Here is a 19,776-nt window from a genome sequence, read left to right on the forward strand (position 1 = left end):
TCGTCATAGGAAGCGCCTCATGGACGGTATTGCCGTAGGTCTTTGTGCGGCAGGTGACGCAGCCCACACGATGAACCCAGGGCGAAGGTCGGTCGAGGAGGACGCGGTGGCGGTTCAGGCGGGTGAGGGTCGGCCGGAGGTGCTCGACATCCACGGTCAGGGCAACTCGCTGAGCGCCCAGGTGGGGCGGCATGCCCGGCAGACGCCGGACAGCGTCGCGCTCACCTTCGGCAGCCGTACGACGACGTACGCCGAGCTGCACGACCGCGCCGGGCGGCTGGCGACCGTCCTCGCCGACCGCGGCGTGACCGCGGGGGAGCGGGTGGCCCTGCTGATGACGAACCGGCCGGAGTATGCCGAGGCGCTCGTCGCCTGCAGCCGGCTGGGTGCGATCGCCGTACCGCTCAACTTCCGACTGACCGCCGCCGAGGTCGCCTACCAGCTCGCCGACAGCGGCGCCTGCGCGCTGCTCGTCGACGCGGGGCTGCACGACCGTGCGTCCGAGGCGATGCGCTCGCCGGCGGGCATCGCGGTGGCCACGACGATCGTGGTCGACAGCGACGACTACGAGCGCGACCTGGCGGCCGCGGAGCCCCGCCCGGAGACGCGTGTCGACGAGGACTGCGCCGCGGTCATCCTCTACACATCCGGGACGACCGGGAAGCCGAAGGGCGCGATGCTCTCGCACCGCAACCTCTACGCCTGGGTGACGGCGCGCTACGCGCACATGGGCTTCCCGAACAGCTGCCGGGTGAGTCTGTGCGCCGTGCCGCTGTTCCACATCGCCGGCTTCGCGACGTATCTCTCGACGGCCTTCGTCGGGGGTCGGCTCGTGCTGATGCCGAGCGGCGCGTTCGACCCCGCGCGGATCATCGACGTGCTCGACACCGAGCAGATCAGCCTCGCCTTCTTCGTGCCGTCCCAGTGGCAGGCGATCGTGCGGCATCCCTCGATCGAGGGACGCACCTTCCCGCACTTCCAGGCCGGCAACTGGGGAGCGGCGCCCGCGAGCGCCCAGCTCGTCCGCGAGATCCGGGACGCGTTCCCGACGGTCAGCCTCACCTCCGCCTTCGGCCAGACCGAGGTCTGCTCCTCGGCGATGGTGCTGAGGGCGGAGGACGCCGCCGAGCGGCCGGACTCGGTGGGCAAGCCGATGCTCAACGTGGAGGCCCGGGTCGTCGACCCGGAGATGAACGACGTCGCGCCGGGCGAGGTCGGCGAGATCGTCTACCGCGGGCCGACGGTGATGCTCGGCTATTGGAACGCTCCCGAGAAGACCGCGGAGGCCTTCCGCGGCGGCTGGTTCCACTCCGGCGACCTGGTCCGGGTCGACGAGGACGGCTTCTGCTACGTCGTCGACCGGATCAAGGACATGATCATCAGCGGCGGGGAGAACATCTACTGCGCCGAGGTGGAGAACGTCCTTGCGGGCCACCCGAAGGTCGGCACGGTCGCCGTCGTGGGCGCGCCCGACGAGCGGTGGGGCGAGGTGCCGGTCGCGGTCGTCGTCCCTCGCGGCGAGGACGCGCCCTCGGCCGAGGAGATCGAGGCCTACGGACGGGAGCACCTGGCGGCCTACAAGGTGCCGAAGCGGATCACCATCGTCGCGGCCATGCCGATGAACGCCAGCGGCAAGATCCTCAAGGGCGAGCTGCGGTCGCTGGTCCGGGAGGGACGATGACGCTGCACGTCACGGACGAGGGCCCGGTCCGCACCCTGACCTTCGACAACCCCGGCAGGAAGAACGCGATCGACGTCCCGACGCTGCAGGCGCTCGGCGAGGCCCTGCACCGCACGGCGTACGACGACGGTGTCCGCGTCGTCGTGCTGACCGGAGCGGGTGGCGACTTCAGCTCCGGCGCCGACCTGTCCCGGAACGACCACCCGCTCTCGGCGGCTCACCCGATGACGCGGATGAGGCTGTGGGCCGACACGGTGACGACGCTGCACGACCTGCCGCAGCCCGTGATCGCCCGTGTCGAGGGAGTGGTCGTCGGGGCGGCGGCCAACCTCGCGCTCGGCTGCGACTTCGTCGTGGCGGCGACCACGGCGCGGTTCAGCGAGATCTTCGCCCGTCGCGGGCTCTCGCTCGACGCCGGCGGGTCCTGGCTCCTGCCGCGGGCCGTCGGCCTGCTCCAGGCGAAGCGGCTCGCCCTGCTCGGCGAGATCGTGGGCGCCGAGGAGATGCTCGCCCTCGGCCTGGCGACCTGGGTCAAGGAGCCGAACGAGCTGGACGCCTTCGTCACCGACCTCGCCGTCCGCCTGGCGGCCGGTCCGCCGGTCGCCCTCGCCCTCACCAAGCAGATGCTCCACCACGGCAGCACGTCCTCGTTCGAGGCGGCGCTGGCCCAGGAGAGCGCCGCCCAGACCGTCAACTTCGGCACGGACGCACCCGCCGCCAGGCGGGCGTTCGCCGAGCGGACCGAGCCGGACTTCACCGGCGCCTGGCGGCTCGACACGACCCCCGACGCGACGGGCGCCAAGCCCGCGACAGACCAGGAGGACTTCAGATGAAGAGACTCATCTTCGACGTCGACCACGAGGCGTTCCGTGAGTCGGTGCGCACCTTCTTCGAGAAGGAGGCGGTGCCGCACTACGCCGACTGGGAGAAGCAGGGGCGTCCGGACAAGGCGTTCTATGAGAAGGCCGGGGAGATGGGCCTCCTCGGGCTTCAGGTCCCGGAGGAGTACGGCGGCGCCGGCCTGGCGTCGTACAAGTTCAACGCCATCGTCACCGAGGAGGCCGCGCGGCTCGGGCTGAGCCTCGGCCCGCTGCGGGTCCACCTCGACCTGGTCCTGCCCTACCTGCTCCGGATCGCGAGCGACGAGCAGAAGCAGCGCTGGCTGCCGGGCTTCGCGGCGGGCACGACGATGTTCGCGATCGCGATGACCGAGCCCGGCACCGGTTCGGACCTGGCGGGCATCCGGACGAGCGCGCGGCTCTCCGACGACGGGACGCACTACGTGCTCAACGGTGCGAAGACCTTCATCACCGGCGGCGACAACGCCGACCGCGTCCTCGTCGTCGCGCGCACCTCGCCCGCGACGCCGGAGAACCGTCGGGCGGGGCTCTCGATCCTGGTCGTCGACACCACCTCACCGGGCTACGAGGTCGGCCGGAACCTGGAGAAGATGGGGCTCAAGGCGCAGGACACCTGCGAGCTCTCCTTCACCGACGTCGCCGTCCCGGTCGAGGACCGGCTGGGCGAGGAGGGCGAGGGCTTCTCCTACCTCGGGCACAACCTCGCCCAGGAGCGGCTCATCCTCGCGGTCAGCGCGGTCGCGATGGCGGGGGCCGCCATCGGGCTCGCCCGCGACTACACCCAGGAGCGCACCGCCTTCGGCCAGCCGGTCGCCGGCTTCCAGAACACCAAGTTCGTGCTCGCCGAGTGCTCGGCCGATCTCCAGGCCGGCCAGGCGATGGTCGACCAGGCGCTCGAGCTCAACGACCGCCGAGAGCTCACCGCCGCCGACGCGGCCGCGGTGAAGCTGTGGACGACCGAGATGCAGGCGCGGGTCGTCGACAAGTGCCTCCAGCTGCACGGCGGCTACGGCTACATGAGCGAGTACACCATCTCGAAGCTCTACACCGACGCGCGCGTCTCCCGGATCTACGGCGGGACGAGCGAGGTCATGAAGACGATCATCGCCAAGGCGATGGGACTGTGAGAGGAACGTCGATGACGGCGACCCAGGAGACCAGCAGCACGCCGACCGACCAGCCCGAGGTCCTGGTGACCGCCGAGGACGGCGTCATGGTCATCACCATCAACCGCCCCACCGCGAAGAACGCCGTGACGCTCGCCGTCTCCGAGGGCGTGGCCGCCGCGCTCGACGAGCTCGACGCACGCGACGATCTCGCCGTCGGCGTCATCACCGGTGCCGGTGGCACCTTCTGCGCCGGGATGGACCTCAAGGGCTTCCTGCGGGGCGAGCGACCGTCGCTGCCGGGCCGAGGCTTCGCCGGGATCACGATGGCGCCGCCCGCGAAGCCGATGATCGCGGCGGTCGAGGGCTACGCCCTCGCCGGCGGCTGCGAGATCGTGCTCGCCTGCGACATGGTCACGGCCGGCCGTGGCGCCAAGCTCGGCATCCCCGAGGCCAAGCGTGGACTGGTCGCGGCCGCCGGCGGGCTGATGAGGCTCCCGGAGCGGATCCCGCCGAACGTCGCCATGGAGCTCGCGCTCACCGGGGACTTCCTGGACGCGCCGCGCGCCGCGGCGATCGGGCTGGTCAACCGGCTCGTCGACGACGGCGAGGCCCTCGCCGCGGCCCTCGACCTGGCCCGCGCGATCGCGACCAACGGTCCGCTGGCGACCCGGGCGAGCAAGCAGGTGATCGTCGAGTCCCGTGGCTGGCCGCTCGCGGAGCGCTGGGAGCGGCAGGCCTCGATCATCGAGCCGGTCTTCGCCTCCGAGGACGCCCAGGAGGGCGCGCGCGCCTTCGCGGAGAAGCGGGCGCCGCAGTGGCAGGGCAGGTGACCGTCAGCGGTACGACGCCGGCCCGGCCCGGTCCACTGGCCGGGCTGCGCGTCGTGGAGCTCGGCGGGATCGGACCCGGGCCGTTCTGCGCGATGGTGCTCGCCGACCTCGGTGCGGACGTGGTCCGCGTCCACCGGCCCAGCGAGGTCGGCACGCCACCCAACCCGGTGCTCGACCGCGGCCGTCGCACGCTGGCGATCGACCTCAAGCGGGCGAGCGGGGTGGCCGTCGTACGCCGCCTGATCGACGAGTCCGACGTGCTCCTCGAGGGCTTCCGGCCCGGTGTGCTGGAGCGGCTCGGCCTCGCGCCGGAGGTGTTGCGCGCCTCCCACCCCGAGCTGGTCGTCGGCCGGATGACCGGCTTCGGCCAGGAGGGCCCGCTCGCCGCGCGGGCAGGCCACGACATCAACTACATCGCGCTCTCGGGCGTGCTCGGCTCGATCGGGCGCCCGGGGGAGCGGCCGGTGCCGCCGCTCAACCTCGTCGGCGACTTCGGTGGTGGTGGGATGCTCCTGGCGCTCGGCGTCGTCTCGGCGGTGCTGCACGCCCGGACCAGCGGCGTCGGCCAGGACGTCGACGCCGCGATGGTCGACGGCTCGGCGCTGCTCATGGCGATGACCTATGGCTTCGCCGCCCAGGGACGCTGGACCGCCGACCGCGGCAGCAACATGTTCGACGGGTCCATGCCGTTCTACGACACCTACGAGTGCGCCGACGCGAAGTACGTCGCGGTCGGCGCCGTCGAGCCGCAGTTCTACCGCGTGCTCGTCGAGACGCTCGGCGTCACCGACCTGGTCGACGTCAACGACCCCGCCGCGCAGCGTGACCCGGCGACGTTCCCGGCCACCCGCAAGGCGTTCGCGGAGGCGTTCGCCACCCGCACCCGCGACGAGTGGGCCGCCGTCTTCGCGGAGGTCGACGCGTGTGTGACGCCCGTGCTCGACATCGACGAGGCACCGTCCGACGCCCACCTGGTCGACCGGGCGACCTACGTCCACGACGAGAACGGCGTCGTCCACCCGGCGCCCGCACCCCGCTTCGGCGCCACGCCGCTCGCGCCCCCGGCGGCACCCGCCGCGCCGGGCGCCCACACCCACGAGATCCTCGCCGGGCTCGGCCTGACCACCGACGAGATCGCCGCACTGCATGAGGAAGGAACCGTCGCATGACCGCGCCGTACTGGCCCGAGGGCATCCCGCACCACCTCGACTATCCGGAGGTCGGCGTCGGCGAGCTGCTCACCGCCGTGTGCCGGCGCTTCGCCGACCATGTCGCGATCGAGGACGGCGAGGAGCGGCTCACCTTCGGCCGTCTGCTCGAGGAGGGCTCGGCCCTCGCGCACGCGCTGCAGGCCGACGGCATCGGCCCGGGCGACACCGTCCTCATGCACCTGCCGAACAGCCGCTGGTTCGTCGTCGCCTACGTCGGCGTCCAGCTCGCCGGCGCGACGCTCTCGCCGGCCAACCCGCTCCACCCGGTCGACGGTCTGCGCCACCAGCTGCAGGACGCCGGGGCCGAGGTCGTCGTGAGCCACCCCGACCACGTCGCGCACGCTCTCGCTGCGCGTGAGGGGACCGGCGTACGCCGGATCGTGGTGGTGCCGGGGACCTCGGCCGCCCCGGCATCGACCGAGATCCCCGCCGCCGACGCCGTCGTGACGGTCGCCGACTACTGCGCCGGGCGGCCGACCGACCCGCCGGCACCCAAGGCCACGCCCGGCGACGTCGCCCACCTTGCCTTCACCGGCGGCACGACCGGCGTGTCGAAGGGAGTCCGGGTCCTCAACCGCAACGTCGTCGCCAACGTCTGCCAGGCGGTCGCGTGGCGCGGCGGGATGACCGTCGCGGTCACCGCCGGCGACCTCGTGCTCACCACGCTGGGACGCGACGACATCGGGCTCCACGAGGGCCGTGGCGTCAGCATCATGGCCGGGCCGATGTATCACGCCCAGGCGCTGATCAACACCCTCTTCATGCTCGCGACGGGCGCTCGGATCGTCATCATGGGCCGGTTCAGCCCGGAGCGGATGCTCGAGCTGATCGAGTCGCGACGGGCGACGTACATCAACGGCAGCCCGACGATGTGGCACGCGCTGCTCACCTGCCCGGCGGCCCGGGAGCGCGACCTGAGCTCGCTCCAGGTGGTCTCCTCGGGCGCCGCCCCCATCGACCTCGAGACGATGCGTGGGCTGCGATCGATCTTCCCGTCGGCGATGCTCAACGAGGGCTGGGGACTGACCGAGGGCACCTGCCTGGTCACGGCCGCTCCGGCCTTCCACGGCGCCCGCCGCAAGCTCGGCAGCGTCGGCCAGCCCGTACCCGACACGGAGCTCGAGGTGCGCGGCCCGGACGGTGGTGTGCTCCCGGCCGGCGCGCATGGTGAGCTCTGGGTGCGCGGCCCGCAGGTCACCGACGGCTACGCCGGCCACGACGAGCTCACCGCCGAGCAGTACGTCGACGGCTGGCTGCGCACCGGTGACATCGGCTACGTCGACGACGAGGGCTTCGTCTTCATCAGCGACCGGCTCAAGGACATGCTGATCTACAAGGGCTACAACGTCTATCCGCGTGAGCTGGAGGAGATCCTCGTCCGGCACCCCGCGGTCGATGCGACGGCCGTCGTCGGTCGCCCCGACCCGGCGGTCGGTCAGCTCCCGGTGGCGTTCGTCGTCCTCCACGCCGGCGCCGAGGCCTCGGCGGAGGAGCTGATGTCGTTCGTGGCCGAGCAGGTTCTGCCCTACAAGAAGATCCGCGAGGTCCACCACGTCCCGGCCCTCCCCACCAACCCGGCCGGCAAGATCCTCAAGACCGAGCTGCGCAGCCGCCTGGGTTGAGTCCTGCCCGCCGCAGACGGCGGCCGAGCGCGCCGGGGCCCGGCACCTTCCCGCCACGGTGGGAAGGTCCGGGCCCCGGCGTTCGTGACGTGGGCATCCGCCCGCGATGGCGGGATCTGCCCGGTCCCCGGGTGGGTGCCGCCGGGGTCAGCGGGTGATGAGTCCCCAGAGGCCGGCGGTGCCGGCCGTGGTGGCGAGCTCGGCGACGCGGCGGTCCCAGGTCTGGGTGGAGCCGTATTCGGAGCGCCAGGCGAGGGCCGCGAGGGTGAAGCGGTGGAGGTCGTGCTCGAGGGTGGTGCCGATGGCGCCGTGCAGCTGGTGCGCCTGGCGTACGACGACCGAGGCGGCGTGACCCGCGCACGACCGCGCGACGGCGACCAGGAAGGCCAGGCTCGCGCCGTCGGCCTCGCCGGCGTCACGTGCCGCGGCCGCCCGGACGGCCGCGTCCACCGCGGCCCGGGCCAGCGAGGTCTCCGCGGCGATGTCGGCCAGGAGGTGCTGGACGGCCTGGAAGCGGGAGATCGGTCGGCCGAACTGGACCCGGGTCGTGGTGTGCTCGAGCGTGAGCGAGAGGCAGCGTTCGAGCGCACCCGCGACCTGGATCGCTCGGACGAGACCGGCGCGGTGGAACAGCTCGTGGGCGACGTCGTCGGCCACGACCGGCCCGGTGAGTGCCGAGGGCTCGAGGCGGACGTCGTCACGCGGCTCCCCGGCGAGGTTGAGCCCCTCGGTGATCTCGAGCTCGGACAGCGCGACGTCCGCCACGACGCGACCGCCGTCGCCGGCCGAGACCAGCACGACGGCGTCCGCATGGCGTGCCGACGGGACGGCCCGAGCGACCGGACGCCCCTCGTCGTCCCACTCGACGAGGCCGATCGTGCGGCGCCGGTTGTCGACCGGGAGTCCGGCCGCGCGCAGCAGCCAGCCGGCGAGCAGGTCGTGCTCGGCGACCGGCAGGGACACGGCAGCGGCCGCCATCTCGGTGAGCAGCGCCGCCGACTCGTGCCAGGTGGCACCGCTGCCGCCGTCGTCCTCCGGCGTGGTGAGCCGGGCGAGGCCGAGCGCGTCCAGCTTGTCCCACAGTGCGGCGTCGAAGGCGATCCCGGCCTCGGGGTCGCGGGGCGTCGGCGCGCTCGCGGTGAGCAGGTCCCGGATGGTGGCGACGAGGTCGGGGTCGACGACGTAGCCGGCCGTGGCCGACGCGTCAGGGGTCGTGCGGTCGGTCATCGCAGTCCCAGCTCTCTCGCGATCACGCCGCGCAGCACCTCGCTGGTGCCGCCGCGGAGGGTGAACCCGGGCCGGTGGAACACCGCCCGCGCGACCAGCGCGCGCAGCTCGGGATCACCCGGGTCGTCCTCGGTCAGTCGGTCGGCGAGGTCCGCGACGTCGCCCTCGAGCGCCGTGCCCAGCACCTTGACCACGGCCGCGGCCGACGACACGTCCTGATGGTGCTCGAGGGCGCCCGCGACGGCGGACGACATCTGGTGGAGGCCGGCGAGCCGGGCGACGTACGCCCCGGTCTCGGCGTCGCCGAGCCCGCGGCCGGCGAGTGCGGCCAGCAGACGGTACGTCGAGAGGAACCGCTCCGGCCCACTGCGCTCGTAGGACAGCTCGGAGGTGACCTGGGCCCAGCCGTCGCCGATCGTGCCTATGACCAGCTCGTCGGGCACGAAGACGCCCTCGAGATGGACCTCGTTGAAGTGGTGGGCGCCGTTCATCGACCGGATCGGCCGGATCTCGACGCCGGGGGAGTCGAGCTCCACGATGAACTGCGAGAGCCCGGCGTGCCGGTGCTGCGGGTCGAGCGGCGCGGTCCGGGCCAGGGCGAAGAAGGCGTGCGCGTGGTGGGCCCCGGAGGTCCACACCTTCGTCCCGGTGAGCCTCCAGCCACCCTCGACCCGCTCGCCGCGGGTGCGGACGCTGGCAAGGTCGGAGCCGGAGTCGGGCTCGCTCATGCCGATGGCCCAGAAGAGCTCGCCCGCGGTGATCCGCGGCAGGTAGCGCTGCTTCTGCTCCTCGGTGCCGTACTTCAGCAGCGACGGCGCGGCCTGCCGGTCGGCGATCCAGTGCGCCGCGACCGGAGCGCCGGCGGCCAGCAGCTCCTCGGTGACGACGAACCGCTCGAGGAAGGAGCGGCCGTGGCCGCCGTACTCCGCGGGGATCGTCATGCCCAGCCACCCACGCTCGGCCAGCGACCGGGTGAAGTCGGGGTGGAAGCCGTTGAGCCAGGTGTCGACGTCGGGGGTGAAGACGCCGGCGGCGATCTGTTCGTCGAGGAAGGCACGGACGTCGGCGCGCAGTCGTGCCAGCGCCGGCGTCTCGGCCAGGGGCGGCGGGAGCAGCGTGGTCATTCGCCGGTGAACTCCGGGGAGCGCTTCTCGAGCATCGCCGCGACCGCCTCGTGGTGGTCCTTGGTCTGGTGGGCGACCGCCTGCATCGCCGCGGAGAGCTCGAGCACGGTGTCGAGACCGCGCCCATCGGCCTCGCGGAGGAGCTTCTTCGCCATGCGTACGGCGTGGGGCGGGTTCGCGGCGACGCGACGGGCCAGCGCGTGGGCCTCCTCGAGCAGCATGTCCGGCTCGACCACCCGCGACACCAGGCCCCACTCGAGCGCCGTGGCTGCGTCGACCCGGTCGCCGGTGAGCGCCATCTCGGCCGCCCGAGCGGCGCCGACCGCCCGGGGCAGGAAGAACGCCCCACCGTCGCCGGGAATGATGCCGAGCTTCACGAACGACTCGGCGAAGAAGGCGTTCGTGGCGGCGATCCGCAGATCGCACATCAGCGCCAGGTCGCAACCGGCGCCCACCGCCGGACCGTTCACGGCGGCGATGAGCGGCACCTCGCAGGCCCACAGCGCCCGCGGGATCCGTTGGATGCCGTCCCGGTAGGCGGTCCGCTGGCGGTGGGGAGCGTGGCCGAAGAGCCCCTCGCCGGTCGCCATGTCCTTGACGTTGCCACCGGAGGAGAATGCGGAGCCGGCTCCCGTGATGATCACCGCTCGGACGTCGCTGTCCCGGTTGACCCGGTCGGACGCGGCCACCAGCGCGTCGATCATGTCCGCGCCGGAGATCGGGTTGCGGGACTCCGGGAGGTCGAGGGTCCAGGTCTCGACGCTCTCGGTGCGGTCGATCCTCAGTGGCGCGCTCATCGGGCTCCTGTCGGTGGTGGCTTCGCTGCTGGTCCACTCTGGCCCGGCGACGCGTCCGCGGCAAAGACCGCCGCGCGAAGGCAGTGATAGCCGTCACCTATGCTCACCAGAGTGGTGGACCTTCGGCTGGTGGAGTACTTCGTCGCCGTGGTCGACCACGGTGGGATCACGAAGGCGGCGAATGCCCTCTACATCGCGCAGCCCTCGCTGTCGCAGGCGATCAAGTCCCTCGAGCGCGAGGTCGGTGCCGAGCTGTTCGACCGGTCCGGGCGTCAGCTCGAGCTCACCGATGCCGGCCGCGTCTTCGAGGTCTCGGCACGCCGTGTCGTCCGTGACGTCGCGGTCGCGCGCCGGCGGGTCGAGGAGGTGCGGATGCTGCGCGCGGGCCGGCTCCACCTCGCGGCGATCGCCGACCTGACCCTCCACCCGCTGCCGGACCTGGTGCAGGCGTTCCGCCGGCGCCACCCCGGCGTGGAGGTGCGGATCAGCGACCCCGGCCACGCAGGCGGCGTCGTGGCGGCGGTGCGTCAGGGGCAGGCGGAGATCGGCCTCACGACGCTGCCGGTGAAGGCAGACGCGCTCACCCTCCGCCCGCTCGCCGCGCAGCGGATGGTGCTCGCGATGGTGCCCGAGCTCGCGGCCGGCCTGCCCGACCCGGTGCCGCAGCGGATGCTCGCCGACCTCCCGCTGATCCGCAGCATGGAGGACCGGCTGGGTGACCTCGTCGCGGAGGCCGACTTCCTGCCTCCGGCGGAGGAGGCCCTCCTGCGCTCGGGGTTCCGACAGGTGACCTGGGAGCTCGTGATGGCGGGCGCCGGCATGGCGCTGCTGCCCGAGGGGATCGCCGGGACGCAGTTGACCGGCGTCGTACTCCGTGCGCTCGAGCCGGAGGTCCGGCGCGAGGTCGCGGCGGTGTTCCGCGCCGATCAGCTCTCGCCGGCGGGGGAGGCGTTCGTCGCGGCGCTCTGTCCCGACGGCCCGCCGCCCGCGCCGGATCCGGCACCGGCCGAGGACTGACCGACGAGCTCCCGGCACACCTCGACGAACGCCGCCGCGGCAGGGGAGAGGCGGTCGGGCTCGAAGACCATGCCGTATGGCGCCGGCAGCGGCGGCTCCATCGTGCGGACCCGTCCGCCGCGCTCCAGCGCGACCTGTGTCATCGACTGCTCGATCCAGGTCGGCCCGACGCCGGCGAGGGCGAACGCGAGGCGCGCCTCCCGGTTCTGGAGTACGACGGCCGGCGGGCGCGCCTGCTGCCGCGGGCTCATCGCTCGGAAGATCCGGCTGGCGTGGGAGGTGCCCTGCGGGACGACGACCATGGGGCTGTCGAGCTCGTCCCAGCGCAGCGTGCCCTCGGTGGGCGAGTCCTCGTCCGGTGGCAGCGCCACCCGATAGACCTGCGTCCCGAGCTCGAGCGTCTCGAGCCCCGGCTCGGCGGTGTCGTCCGGGTCGTCGTCGAGGGGGAGGTGGATGACGACGATCTCGCAGACGGCGTTGCGCAGCAGCGAGGCGACGCGGCTCTCGTCATACATCGTCCCGATCGTCACCCGCACCTTCGGATGGCGGCGGTGGAACTCCGCGACCGCCCGCGGAAGCATCCCGGTGCTGACCGCGGGGTGGGCGCGGATGTCGACCCGCCCGCGCAGGTGGCCCTCGGCGTCCGGCACCGAGCCGGCCGCCGTGGCGATGTCGCGGAGGATGGTGCGCGCCGGGCCGACCAGCGCGTGGCCGGCCGAGGTCGGCACCATCCCCCGCCCGATCCGGTGGAAGAGCGGCGTCTTGAGCTCGCGCTCCAGCGACCGCATCGCCTGCGAGATCGTCGGCTGCGCCACCCCGACGGCGTTCGCGGCCGAGTTGATGCTGCCGTGGTCGATCACCGCGAGGAAGTAGCGCACGTGCTGGGGATCCACGCTCGCGATCCTAGGCCCGGGATGGCGGGTCGAGGCGTCTCGACGCTCAGCGCGGCGCCATCCGGATGGCGCCGTCGAGACGGATGGTCTCGCCGTTGAGGTAGCCGTTCTCGAGGATGTGGGCCGCGAGGCCGGCGTACTCGTCGGTGTGCCCGAGCCGGCGCGGGTTGGGCACGCTGGCGGCCAGCGACGCGCGTACGTCGTCCCGCAGCCGCCCCAGCAGCGGGGTGTCCATGATGCCGGGGGCGATCGTGTTGACCCGGATGTTCTTGGAGGCCAGGTCGCGGGCCGCGACGATCGTCATGCCAACGACGCCGCCCTTGGAGGCGGAGTAGTTGATCTGGCCGATCTGGCCCTCGAACGCCGCGACGGAGGCGGTCATCACGATCGCGCCGCGCTCCCCGTCGACCGCGTCGTGGGCCGCCATGCGCACCGCCCCGAGCCGGAGGGCGTTGAAGCTGCCGATGAGGTTGAGCCGGATCACGAACTCGAAGTCCTCGAGCGAGCCGGGGGAGCCGTCCTTCTCGATGATCCGCATGCGGCGGCCGGCGCCGGCACAGTGCACGAGCCCGCGCAGGCCGTCGGCCTGGCCGTCGGCGGCGTCGAGCGCGGCCGCGAACGAGGCCTCGTCGGTGACGTCGCCCGCGACGAACTGGGCGCGGTCGCCGAGCTCCTGGGCGACGCGCTCGCCGTCGGAGGAGGGCAGGTCGATGAGCGTGACGTGACCGCCCTCCTTGACGAGCTTGCGGGCGGTGGCCAGGCCGAGGCCTGAGGCGCCTCCGGTGATGGCGGTGGTGAGGCCTTCGAGTCGCATGGGTCTTTTCTCGCTTCCGTGGTGCGTGGGGTGGGTGAGGGCGCTGGTCAGAGGAGCTCGAGGATGGTGGCGTTGGCCATGCCTCCGGCCTCGCACATCGTCTGCAGTCCGTAGCGGATCCCTTGGTCCCTCATGTGGTGGACCAGACGGGTCATGAGGATGGCGCCGGAGCCGCCGAGCGGGTGGCCGACGGCGATGGCGCCGCCGAGCGGGTTGAGGACGTCGTCGGCGACACCGAACTCGGCCTGCCAGGCCAGCGGCACCGGCGCGAAGGCCTCGTTGACCTCGAAGGCGCCGATCTCGTCGATGCGCAGGCCGGAGCGGGTCAGCGCCTTCGCCGTGGCCGGGATCGGACCGGTCAACATGATGACCGGGTCGTCGGCGGCCACGACGGTCGTGTGGATGCGGGCCAGCGGCGACCAGCCGCGCTGGGCGGCGATCGTCGAGGTCGTGATCAGCAGCGCACCGGCGCCGTCCGAGATCTGCGAGGAGTTGCCGGCGGTGATCACGCCGTCCTCGGCGAAGGCGGTCCGCAGCCCGGCGAGCGTCTCCGGCGTCGTCTGGCGGCGCAGGCCCTCGTCGTGGGTGAGACCGGCGAGCGGGGCGAGCTGGCGCTCGAAGGCGCCGGCGTCGGCGGCCGCCGCCGTGCGGGCGTGGGAGCGGGCGGAGTAGTCGTCGAGCCGGGCGCGGGAGAAGCCCCACTTCTGCGCCACCATCTCGGCGCCGAGACCCTGGTTGAAGCGCTCGACGTCGTAGCGCTGGAGCACGCTGTCGGGGTACGGCGCACCGCCGACCGTGTTGGAGCCCATCGCCGCGCGCGACATCGACTCGACGCCGCCCGCGACGGCGACGTCGTACTGTCCGCTGATCACACCGGCCGCGGCGAAGGCGACCGCCTGCTGCGCCGAGCCGCACTTGCGGTCGACGGTCGTGCCGGGCACGGACTCGGGCCAACCCGCCGCGAGGAGGCCGACGCGGCCGACGTTGCCGGACTGGTCGCCGACCTGGGTCACGCAGCCCCAGACGACGTCGTCGACGGTGGCGGGGTCGAGCCCGGTCCGCTCGGCCAGCGCGGCCAGGACGTGGCCGGTGACGTCGGCCGGGTGCAGACCGGCAAGGCTTCCGTTGCGCTTCCCGATCGGAGTGCGTACGGCGTCGACGATGACGGCATCGCGCATGGCTGGCTCCTGGTGCCTCGTGGATGGTGGGTCCACGCAACCACCGGCCGACGGGGCACGACAAAGACCGCGTGCCGATCCACCAGTGAGGCGCTGCCTATGGGTCGAGCCGCGCCGGGGCCGTGCTCAGTCGGGCGCCCAGCAGATGCCGTAGGTCTGTCCGCCCCGCCACTCCTGGGCGGTCGGCCACTCGTAGCCCCACTGGTAGTCGAGGGCGTCGCTGGCGGCGTCACGGCCGGCGTCGCGGCAGATCGTCTGGCCGGCGGCCTTCGCGGCGGCCTCGCCGGGGTACTTCCCGGCCGGGAGCGGCACGGTGCGAAGCGCCTTCCAGCTGTGCTGGCGCTGACAGGGGACGCGGGTGAAGCCGGCGGTGCCGGGCTCGGCGGTGCTGCACATCGCGAAGTCGTCCGCGCGCTGGTCGGCGAGGGCGCCCTTGAGGTGCCCGGTGACCGGCAGGAGGGTGGTGGGGCCGGCGATCGCGATGACATCGCAGCGGTACCACTGCGCCCCGGCATCGGACTGCTCCACCGTAGGGGTGAACCAGACCGGGCGCAGCATGCTCAGCCGCAGGTCGTCGGCGGTCCCGCCGAGGAAGCGCGCGAGCCGCGCCGGGCAGGCCCGGGCGACCTGGTCGCGGACGTGTGCGGAGTCGACCGCCACGAGGTGTCCGTCGATGACGGTGTCGAGTCGGCCGACGGCGTAGGTCTCGGTGGTGTGGCGCTTCGCGCATGGGACCGCGCGGCTCTGGGCGGTGGGAGCGAGCGCCTGGTCGAACGTCAGCGCGTAGCACGCGTCGGCCGCCGGCGTGGGCGCGGCGGTCGCGTGCGTCGGGGACGGGGCGGGGGCGCTCGGGCTCGGGGTCGGCGCGGGGGTGCCGCCGCCGCACCCGGCCAGAGCCGCCAGCACGGCCAGGAGGACGGACGCGACTCGGGCCGTGCGCCGAGTCGACGCGCGTCGCGGTGACCTCTCGAACGCCAGCGGCCTCATCTGTCCCACCCGCCTCACTGGTCGGTCTTCGCCCAGCAGACCGAGCGGCGGTTGCCCGCGTTCCACTCGTCCTGCCCGAACCAGGTGTAGCCGTAGTCGTAGCTCGCGGGATAGCCCAGCCAGGCCTTCACCGAGTCGGCGCAGTACTCGCGCGTCGTCGCCTTCACCTTCGCATCGCCGGGGTACGGCGTGGACGGCTCGCCGAGCTTGATGGTCGTCACGGCCCGCCAGCTGTGCTTCTCCGAGCAGGCCACCTTCGTGCCGTCCACGGTGGCGCCGCGGGCGCAGACCAGCCAGCGGTCGTCGACGTTCTTCCCGCGCAGCATGTTGCGGGTGACGGTCGGGAGGTCGACATACGCCGCCCCCGACTGCCCGCCGCCGAGGAGGTCGCAGCGATACCACCGCGCCCCCTTGGCCCAGGCGCGATCGGAGGGCCCGAACCACACCCAGCTCAGCATCGACCGCATCAGCAGGCTCTGGTCGGCGCCGAGGTGCCGCTCGAGCTTGGCGGTGCAGGTGTCATAGATCCAGTCGGCGAGGTGGTCGCTCTCCTCGCTCGCCTCGGCGAACGTCGTGGGCAGCGGGCCGGCGGCGTACGTCTCGGCGTTGTGCGGGTCGTCGCAGTCGACCAGTGGGCTGGCGTTGGTCGGGCGCTGGACGTCGGCGCGGGTGAGGTTGCGGCACACGTGTGTCGTGGGCACGGCCGTGGTGTCCTGTCCCGGGTCGGCACCCGCCTTGTCACCGCCGCCGCACGCCGTGCACAGCACCAGCAGAGCCAGGGCGGCGGTCAGGAGGCGGATCACGGAGCCCGATCGTACGGACGTCCTCGCAGCCACCCAAACCTCAGCCTCCACCCGGGACGAGCGGCTACGCCACGCTGCCGAGCGCCTCCCTCAGATCGCGGAGGATGCGGTTGAGCAGCCGGGAGACCTGCATCTGCGTCACGCCCAGCTCATGACCGATCTCCTCCTGGGTCTGGTCCTCGAAGAACCGCAGGTAGAGGATCCGCCGGTCGCGCTCGGGAAGCCCCTTGAGCACGGGCTCCAGCGTCGTCCGCGCCTCGGCGGCGTCGGCGTCGTTGGTCTCGTCGGGGACGAGGTCGGCGACCGTCGAGCTGGCGTCCTGGCCCAGGGGCTGGTCGAGCGAGGTCGGCGTGAAGCAGCCGAAGGCGACCACGGCCTCGTCGTACTCCTCTCGGCTCAGGTCGAGCGTGTCGCGCACCTGGTCGTCGCTCGGCTCGTGGCCGAGCTCCTGGGTGAGGTCGTCGATGCAGCGGTTGACCCGCCACTGCAGCTCCTGCACCCGGCGCGGTGGCCGCACCGTCCAGCTGTGGTCGCGGAAGTGCCGCTGAAGCTCGCCGCGGATGGTGGGGACCGCATAGGTGAGCAGGTCCTTGTTGCGATCCGGGTCGAAGCGGTGGACCGCCTTGACGAGACCTTCGTACGCCGCCTGCTCGAGGTCCTCCTGGGCGACTCCGCGGCGGCGATAGCGGGCCGCGACGGCCTCGGCGACGCCGCGGTTGATGAGGATGACCTTCTCGAGGATCTCGTGGCGCCGGTCGTCGTCGGGGGCGCGGCGGGACTGCTCGATCAGTCGGTCGGTGGCCTGGGCGCGTTCGGCGCGGGTGAGCCCGCGGTCGCCGTCGGGCGCCGTGCGCGGCCTGTCCGGGGTGGTCGTTGCTGCTGTGCCAGCCTCCATCGTGCCTCCATCGTGATGGTGGGTGGGTCGTGCAGATGGCGATCCGTGCGGTGCTCGGCCCGTGCTCCTTCCGGTCTCGGCGACGGGGCTCAGCAGACGGCGTACGACGCCGTCGGGGTGCTGCGGGTGTGGTGCAGCGGTGCTGGGGGTTCGTTCTCGACCGTAGCCCAGATCGGGGGCAGCGCAAACGTGTCCGTCCACCCGGGAATGGCGCGCCGCGTGGCCGGGGGCCGGCAACACGTGACGCGGATCTCTGGCCCTCGCGCGGCGCGACACGGTAGAGAAGGACGTGACGCCGACCGTGGAGGGAACCCCATGCTGGACGAGCAGGAGCTGACCCGGATCGACCGCTGGTGGCGTGCCGCCAACTATCTCTCGGTCGGGCAGATCTATCTGATGGGCAACCCGCTGCTGCGCGAGCCGCTGGTCGCCGAGCACGTGAAGCCGCGGCTGCTGGGGCACTGGGGCACGACGCCGGGCCTGAACTTCATCTACGCCCACATGAACCGCGCGATCGTGGCGCGCGACCTCGACGCGCTCTTCATCACCGGTCCCGGCCACGGCGGTCCGGGCCTCGTGGCGGCGTCCTACCTCGAGGGCACCTACACGGAGACCTATCCCAGCATCGGCCAGGACCTCGACGGGCTGACGAAGCTCTTCACCCAGTTCTCCTTCCCGGGCGGCATCCCCAGCCACGTGGCGCCCGAGACGCCGGGCTCCATCCATGAGGGCGGCGAGCTGGGCTACGCCCTCTCGCACGCCTACGGCGCGGCGTTCGACAACCCCGACCTGGTCGTGTGCGCGGTCGTCGGCGACGGGGAGGCCGAGACCGGGCCGCTGGCGACCAGCTGGCACGGCACCAAGTTCGTCGACCCGCGCCGGGACGGCGCCGTACTCCCGGTCCTGCATCTGAACGGGTTCAAGATCGCCAACCCGACCGTCTTGGCCCGCATCGGCGACGAGGAGCTCGCCGCGCTGATGCGCGGATACGGGCACCAGCCGTACGTCGTCGCCGGCTCCGACCCCGCCGAGATGCACCACGCCTTCGCCGAGGCCCTCGACGCGGCGCTCGACGAGATCCGCGACATCCAGGCCGAGGCGAGGTCCGCGAGCGGCCCGGTCGCTCGGCGTCCGTGGCCGATGATCGTCCTGCGCTCGCCGAAGGGCTGGACCGGGCCGAAGGAGGTCGACGGAAAGCCGATCGAGGGCTACTGGCGCTCCCACCAGGTCCCGTTCGCCGACGCCCGCGGCGACGACTCCCACCGTGCCGTCCTCGGCACCTGGCTGCGGTCCTACCGGCCCGAGGAGCTCTTCGACGAGAGCGGGGCGCCCTACGACGACATCCGCGACCTCCACCCGGCGGGTGCCAAGCGGATGAGCGCCAGCCCGCACGCCAACGGCGGCACGATCCTGCAGGACCTCGAGCTCCCCGACTTCCGCGCGTACGCCGTCGACGTCGTGCCGGGGACGGGCGCCGTGGAGTCGACCCGCGTCCTGGGCGGCTGGCTGCGCGACGTCATGCGGGCCAACATGACGAACTTCCGGATGTTCTCGCCCGACGAGAACTCCTCCAACCGGCTCCAAGACGTGATGGAGGTGACCGACCGGGCCTGGAACGCACGCATCGTCGCCGACGGGTTCTGGGCTGACGACCATCTGGCGCCGGAGGGCCGGATCATGGAGATCCTCTCGGAGCACACCTGCGAGGGCTGGTTGGAGGGCTACCTGCTCACCGGCCGCCACGGCTTGTTCTCCTGCTACGAGGCCTTCATCCACATCATCGACTCGATGTTCAACCAGCACGCGAAGTGGTTGAAGACCACCCGCCACATCGATTGGCGCGCGCCGATCGCCTCGCTCAACATCCTGCTCACCAGCCACGTGTGGCGCCAGGACCACAACGGCTTCTCCCACCAGGACCCCGGCTTCATCGACCACGTGGTCAACAAGAAGGCCGACGTCGTCCGCGTCTACCTGCCGCCGGACGCCAACACGCTGCTCTCGGTGGCCGACCACTGCCTGCGGTCGCGCAACTACGTCAACGTCATCGTCGCGGGCAAGCAGCCGGCGCTGCAGTACCTCTCCATGGACGACGCCGTCGTCCATGCGACCAAGGGCATCGGGATCTGGGACTGGGCGTCCAGCGACGAGGGGGCGGCGCCCGACGTGGTGATGGCCTGCGCCGGCGACATCCCCACGCAGGAGACGCTGGCCGCGGTCTCGATCCTGCGCGAGCAGGTCCCCTCCTTGAGGATCCGGGTGGTCAACGTCGTGGACCTGATGCGCCTCCAGCCTGAGACCGAGCACCCGCACGGCTTGTCCGACCACGACTTCGACGCGCTCTTCACGACCGACACTCCGGTGATCTTCGCCTACCACGGCTACCCGTGGCTCATCCATCGGCTGACCTACCGACGCACCAACCACGCCAACTTCCACGTGCGGGGCTACAAGGAGGAGGGCACCACGACGACGCCGTTCGACATGTGCGTGCTCAACCAGCTCGACCGGTTCGACCTCGCCCTGGACGTCCTCGAGCGGGTGCCCGGGCTGGCGAGCCGCACCGGCCACGTCCACGAGATGCTCAAGAACAAGCTCATCGAGCACCGGGCCTACGTCCGCCGCCACGGCGAGGACATGCCCGAGGTGCGGTCGTGGACGTGGTCGCCGGTCGACGGGCCCCAGGTGCGCACCGACTCGCCCGAGAACGACGCGCCCGAGGGCTGAG

At 72.4% G+C, this 19,776-nt stretch carries 17 protein-coding genes; 8 read left to right on the forward strand and 9 right to left on the reverse strand.

Annotation, left to right across the window (positions count from 1 at the left end):
• Positions 1 to 106: 106 nt before the first annotated feature.
• The 6 genes from AB3X52_RS12325 to AB3X52_RS12350 are packed head-to-tail and all read left to right on the forward strand — an operon-like array spanning position 107 to position 7,313.
• Entirely contained in the window at positions 107 to 1,681 is a 1,575-nt protein-coding gene (locus AB3X52_RS12325) for a long-chain-fatty-acid--CoA ligase (RefSeq protein ID WP_367994378.1), read from the forward strand.
• Positions 1,678 to 2,514 carry an enoyl-CoA hydratase/isomerase family protein gene (locus AB3X52_RS12330; RefSeq protein WP_367994379.1) on the forward strand — a complete coding sequence of 279 codons (837 nt, stop codon included), beginning with the start codon at positions 1,678 to 1,680 and terminating at the stop codon, positions 2,512 to 2,514. Before AB3X52_RS12325 ends, AB3X52_RS12330 begins: the two co-directional genes overlap by 4 nt.
• Positions 2,511 to 3,668, forward strand: coding sequence for an acyl-CoA dehydrogenase family protein (locus tag AB3X52_RS12335; protein ID WP_367994380.1), 1,158 nt, complete (start codon positions 2,511 to 2,513; stop codon positions 3,666 to 3,668). The genes AB3X52_RS12330 and AB3X52_RS12335 overlap by 4 nt, the downstream gene beginning before the upstream one ends.
• A gap of 11 nt (positions 3,669 to 3,679) precedes the next feature.
• The gene (locus AB3X52_RS12340; RefSeq protein WP_367994381.1) at positions 3,680 to 4,480 is read left to right on the forward strand and encodes a crotonase/enoyl-CoA hydratase family protein; all 801 of its coding nucleotides are present in this window, start codon (positions 3,680 to 3,682) and stop codon (positions 4,478 to 4,480) included.
• Positions 4,465 to 5,649, forward strand: a complete 1,185-nt coding sequence (locus AB3X52_RS12345) for a CaiB/BaiF CoA transferase family protein (RefSeq protein ID WP_367994382.1) — start codon at positions 4,465 to 4,467, stop codon at positions 5,647 to 5,649. The genes AB3X52_RS12340 and AB3X52_RS12345 overlap by 16 nt, the downstream gene beginning before the upstream one ends.
• The gene (locus AB3X52_RS12350) at positions 5,646 to 7,313 is read left to right on the forward strand and encodes a class I adenylate-forming enzyme family protein (RefSeq protein ID WP_367994383.1); all 1,668 of its coding nucleotides are present in this window, start codon (positions 5,646 to 5,648) and stop codon (positions 7,311 to 7,313) included. Before AB3X52_RS12345 ends, AB3X52_RS12350 begins: the two co-directional genes overlap by 4 nt.
• A gap of 147 nt (positions 7,314 to 7,460) precedes the next feature.
• Here the strand turns inward: AB3X52_RS12350 and AB3X52_RS12355 are convergent, their stop codons facing one another.
• Genes AB3X52_RS12355 through AB3X52_RS12365 form a run of 3 tightly spaced genes read right to left on the reverse strand, consistent with a single transcriptional unit; the run spans position 7,461 to position 10,461 of the window.
• On the reverse strand, positions 7,461 to 8,540 hold the full coding sequence (locus AB3X52_RS12355; protein WP_367994384.1) for an acyl-CoA dehydrogenase family protein: 1,080 nt from the start codon (positions 8,538 to 8,540) through the stop codon (positions 7,461 to 7,463).
• Positions 8,537 to 9,664: an acyl-CoA dehydrogenase family protein gene (locus tag AB3X52_RS12360; protein WP_367994385.1), complete on the reverse strand. Its 1,128-nt coding sequence runs from the start codon at positions 9,662 to 9,664 to the stop codon at positions 8,537 to 8,539. The genes AB3X52_RS12355 and AB3X52_RS12360 overlap by 4 nt, the downstream gene beginning before the upstream one ends.
• Positions 9,661 to 10,461: a crotonase/enoyl-CoA hydratase family protein gene (locus AB3X52_RS12365; protein ID WP_367994386.1), complete on the reverse strand. Its 801-nt coding sequence runs from the start codon at positions 10,459 to 10,461 to the stop codon at positions 9,661 to 9,663. The genes AB3X52_RS12360 and AB3X52_RS12365 overlap by 4 nt, the downstream gene beginning before the upstream one ends.
• A 111-nt stretch (positions 10,462 to 10,572) precedes the next feature.
• On the opposite strand from AB3X52_RS12365, the gene AB3X52_RS12370 reads away from it, so the two are divergent.
• Positions 10,573 to 11,478, forward strand: coding sequence for a LysR family transcriptional regulator (locus tag AB3X52_RS12370; RefSeq protein ID WP_367994387.1), 906 nt, complete (start codon positions 10,573 to 10,575; stop codon positions 11,476 to 11,478).
• Here AB3X52_RS12370 and AB3X52_RS12375 read toward each other — a convergent pair.
• The 6 genes from AB3X52_RS12375 to AB3X52_RS12400 form a co-directional block, all read right to left on the reverse strand.
• The gene (locus AB3X52_RS12375; protein WP_367994388.1) at positions 11,388 to 12,371 is read right to left on the reverse strand and encodes a LysR family transcriptional regulator; all 984 of its coding nucleotides are present in this window, start codon (positions 12,369 to 12,371) and stop codon (positions 11,388 to 11,390) included. The genes AB3X52_RS12370 and AB3X52_RS12375 overlap by 91 nt on opposite strands.
• A gap of 46 nt (positions 12,372 to 12,417) precedes the next feature.
• Positions 12,418 to 13,185, reverse strand: coding sequence for an SDR family NAD(P)-dependent oxidoreductase (locus AB3X52_RS12380; RefSeq protein WP_367994389.1), 768 nt, complete (start codon positions 13,183 to 13,185; stop codon positions 12,418 to 12,420).
• 47 nt (positions 13,186 to 13,232) lie between these two features.
• Positions 13,233 to 14,363, reverse strand: a complete 1,131-nt coding sequence (locus AB3X52_RS12385) for a thiolase family protein (RefSeq protein WP_367994390.1) — start codon at positions 14,361 to 14,363, stop codon at positions 13,233 to 13,235.
• A 126-nt stretch (positions 14,364 to 14,489) separates the two neighbouring features.
• Positions 14,490 to 15,269 (reverse strand): septum formation family protein, encoded by a 780-nt coding sequence (locus AB3X52_RS12390; protein WP_367994391.1) that lies wholly within the window; start codon positions 15,267 to 15,269, stop codon positions 14,490 to 14,492.
• A gap of 95 nt (positions 15,270 to 15,364) precedes the next feature.
• Positions 15,365 to 16,153, reverse strand: coding sequence for a septum formation family protein (locus AB3X52_RS12395; RefSeq protein ID WP_367994392.1), 789 nt, complete (start codon positions 16,151 to 16,153; stop codon positions 15,365 to 15,367).
• A 64-nt stretch (positions 16,154 to 16,217) separates the two neighbouring features.
• The gene (locus tag AB3X52_RS12400) at positions 16,218 to 17,048 is read right to left on the reverse strand and encodes a sigma-70 family RNA polymerase sigma factor (RefSeq protein WP_367994393.1); all 831 of its coding nucleotides are present in this window, start codon (positions 17,046 to 17,048) and stop codon (positions 16,218 to 16,220) included.
• A gap of 315 nt (positions 17,049 to 17,363) precedes the next feature.
• Here AB3X52_RS12400 and AB3X52_RS12405 point away from each other — a divergent pair, with 315 nt between their 5' ends.
• Positions 17,364 to 19,775 carry a phosphoketolase family protein gene (locus AB3X52_RS12405; protein WP_367994394.1) on the forward strand — a complete coding sequence of 804 codons (2,412 nt, stop codon included), beginning with the start codon at positions 17,364 to 17,366 and terminating at the stop codon, positions 19,773 to 19,775.
• Position 19,776 lies beyond the last annotated feature (1 nt).

Source organism: Nocardioides eburneus (assembly GCF_040838215.1).
In the GTDB taxonomy this organism is placed as follows: domain Bacteria; phylum Actinomycetota; class Actinomycetes; order Propionibacteriales; family Nocardioidaceae; genus Nocardioides; species Nocardioides eburneus.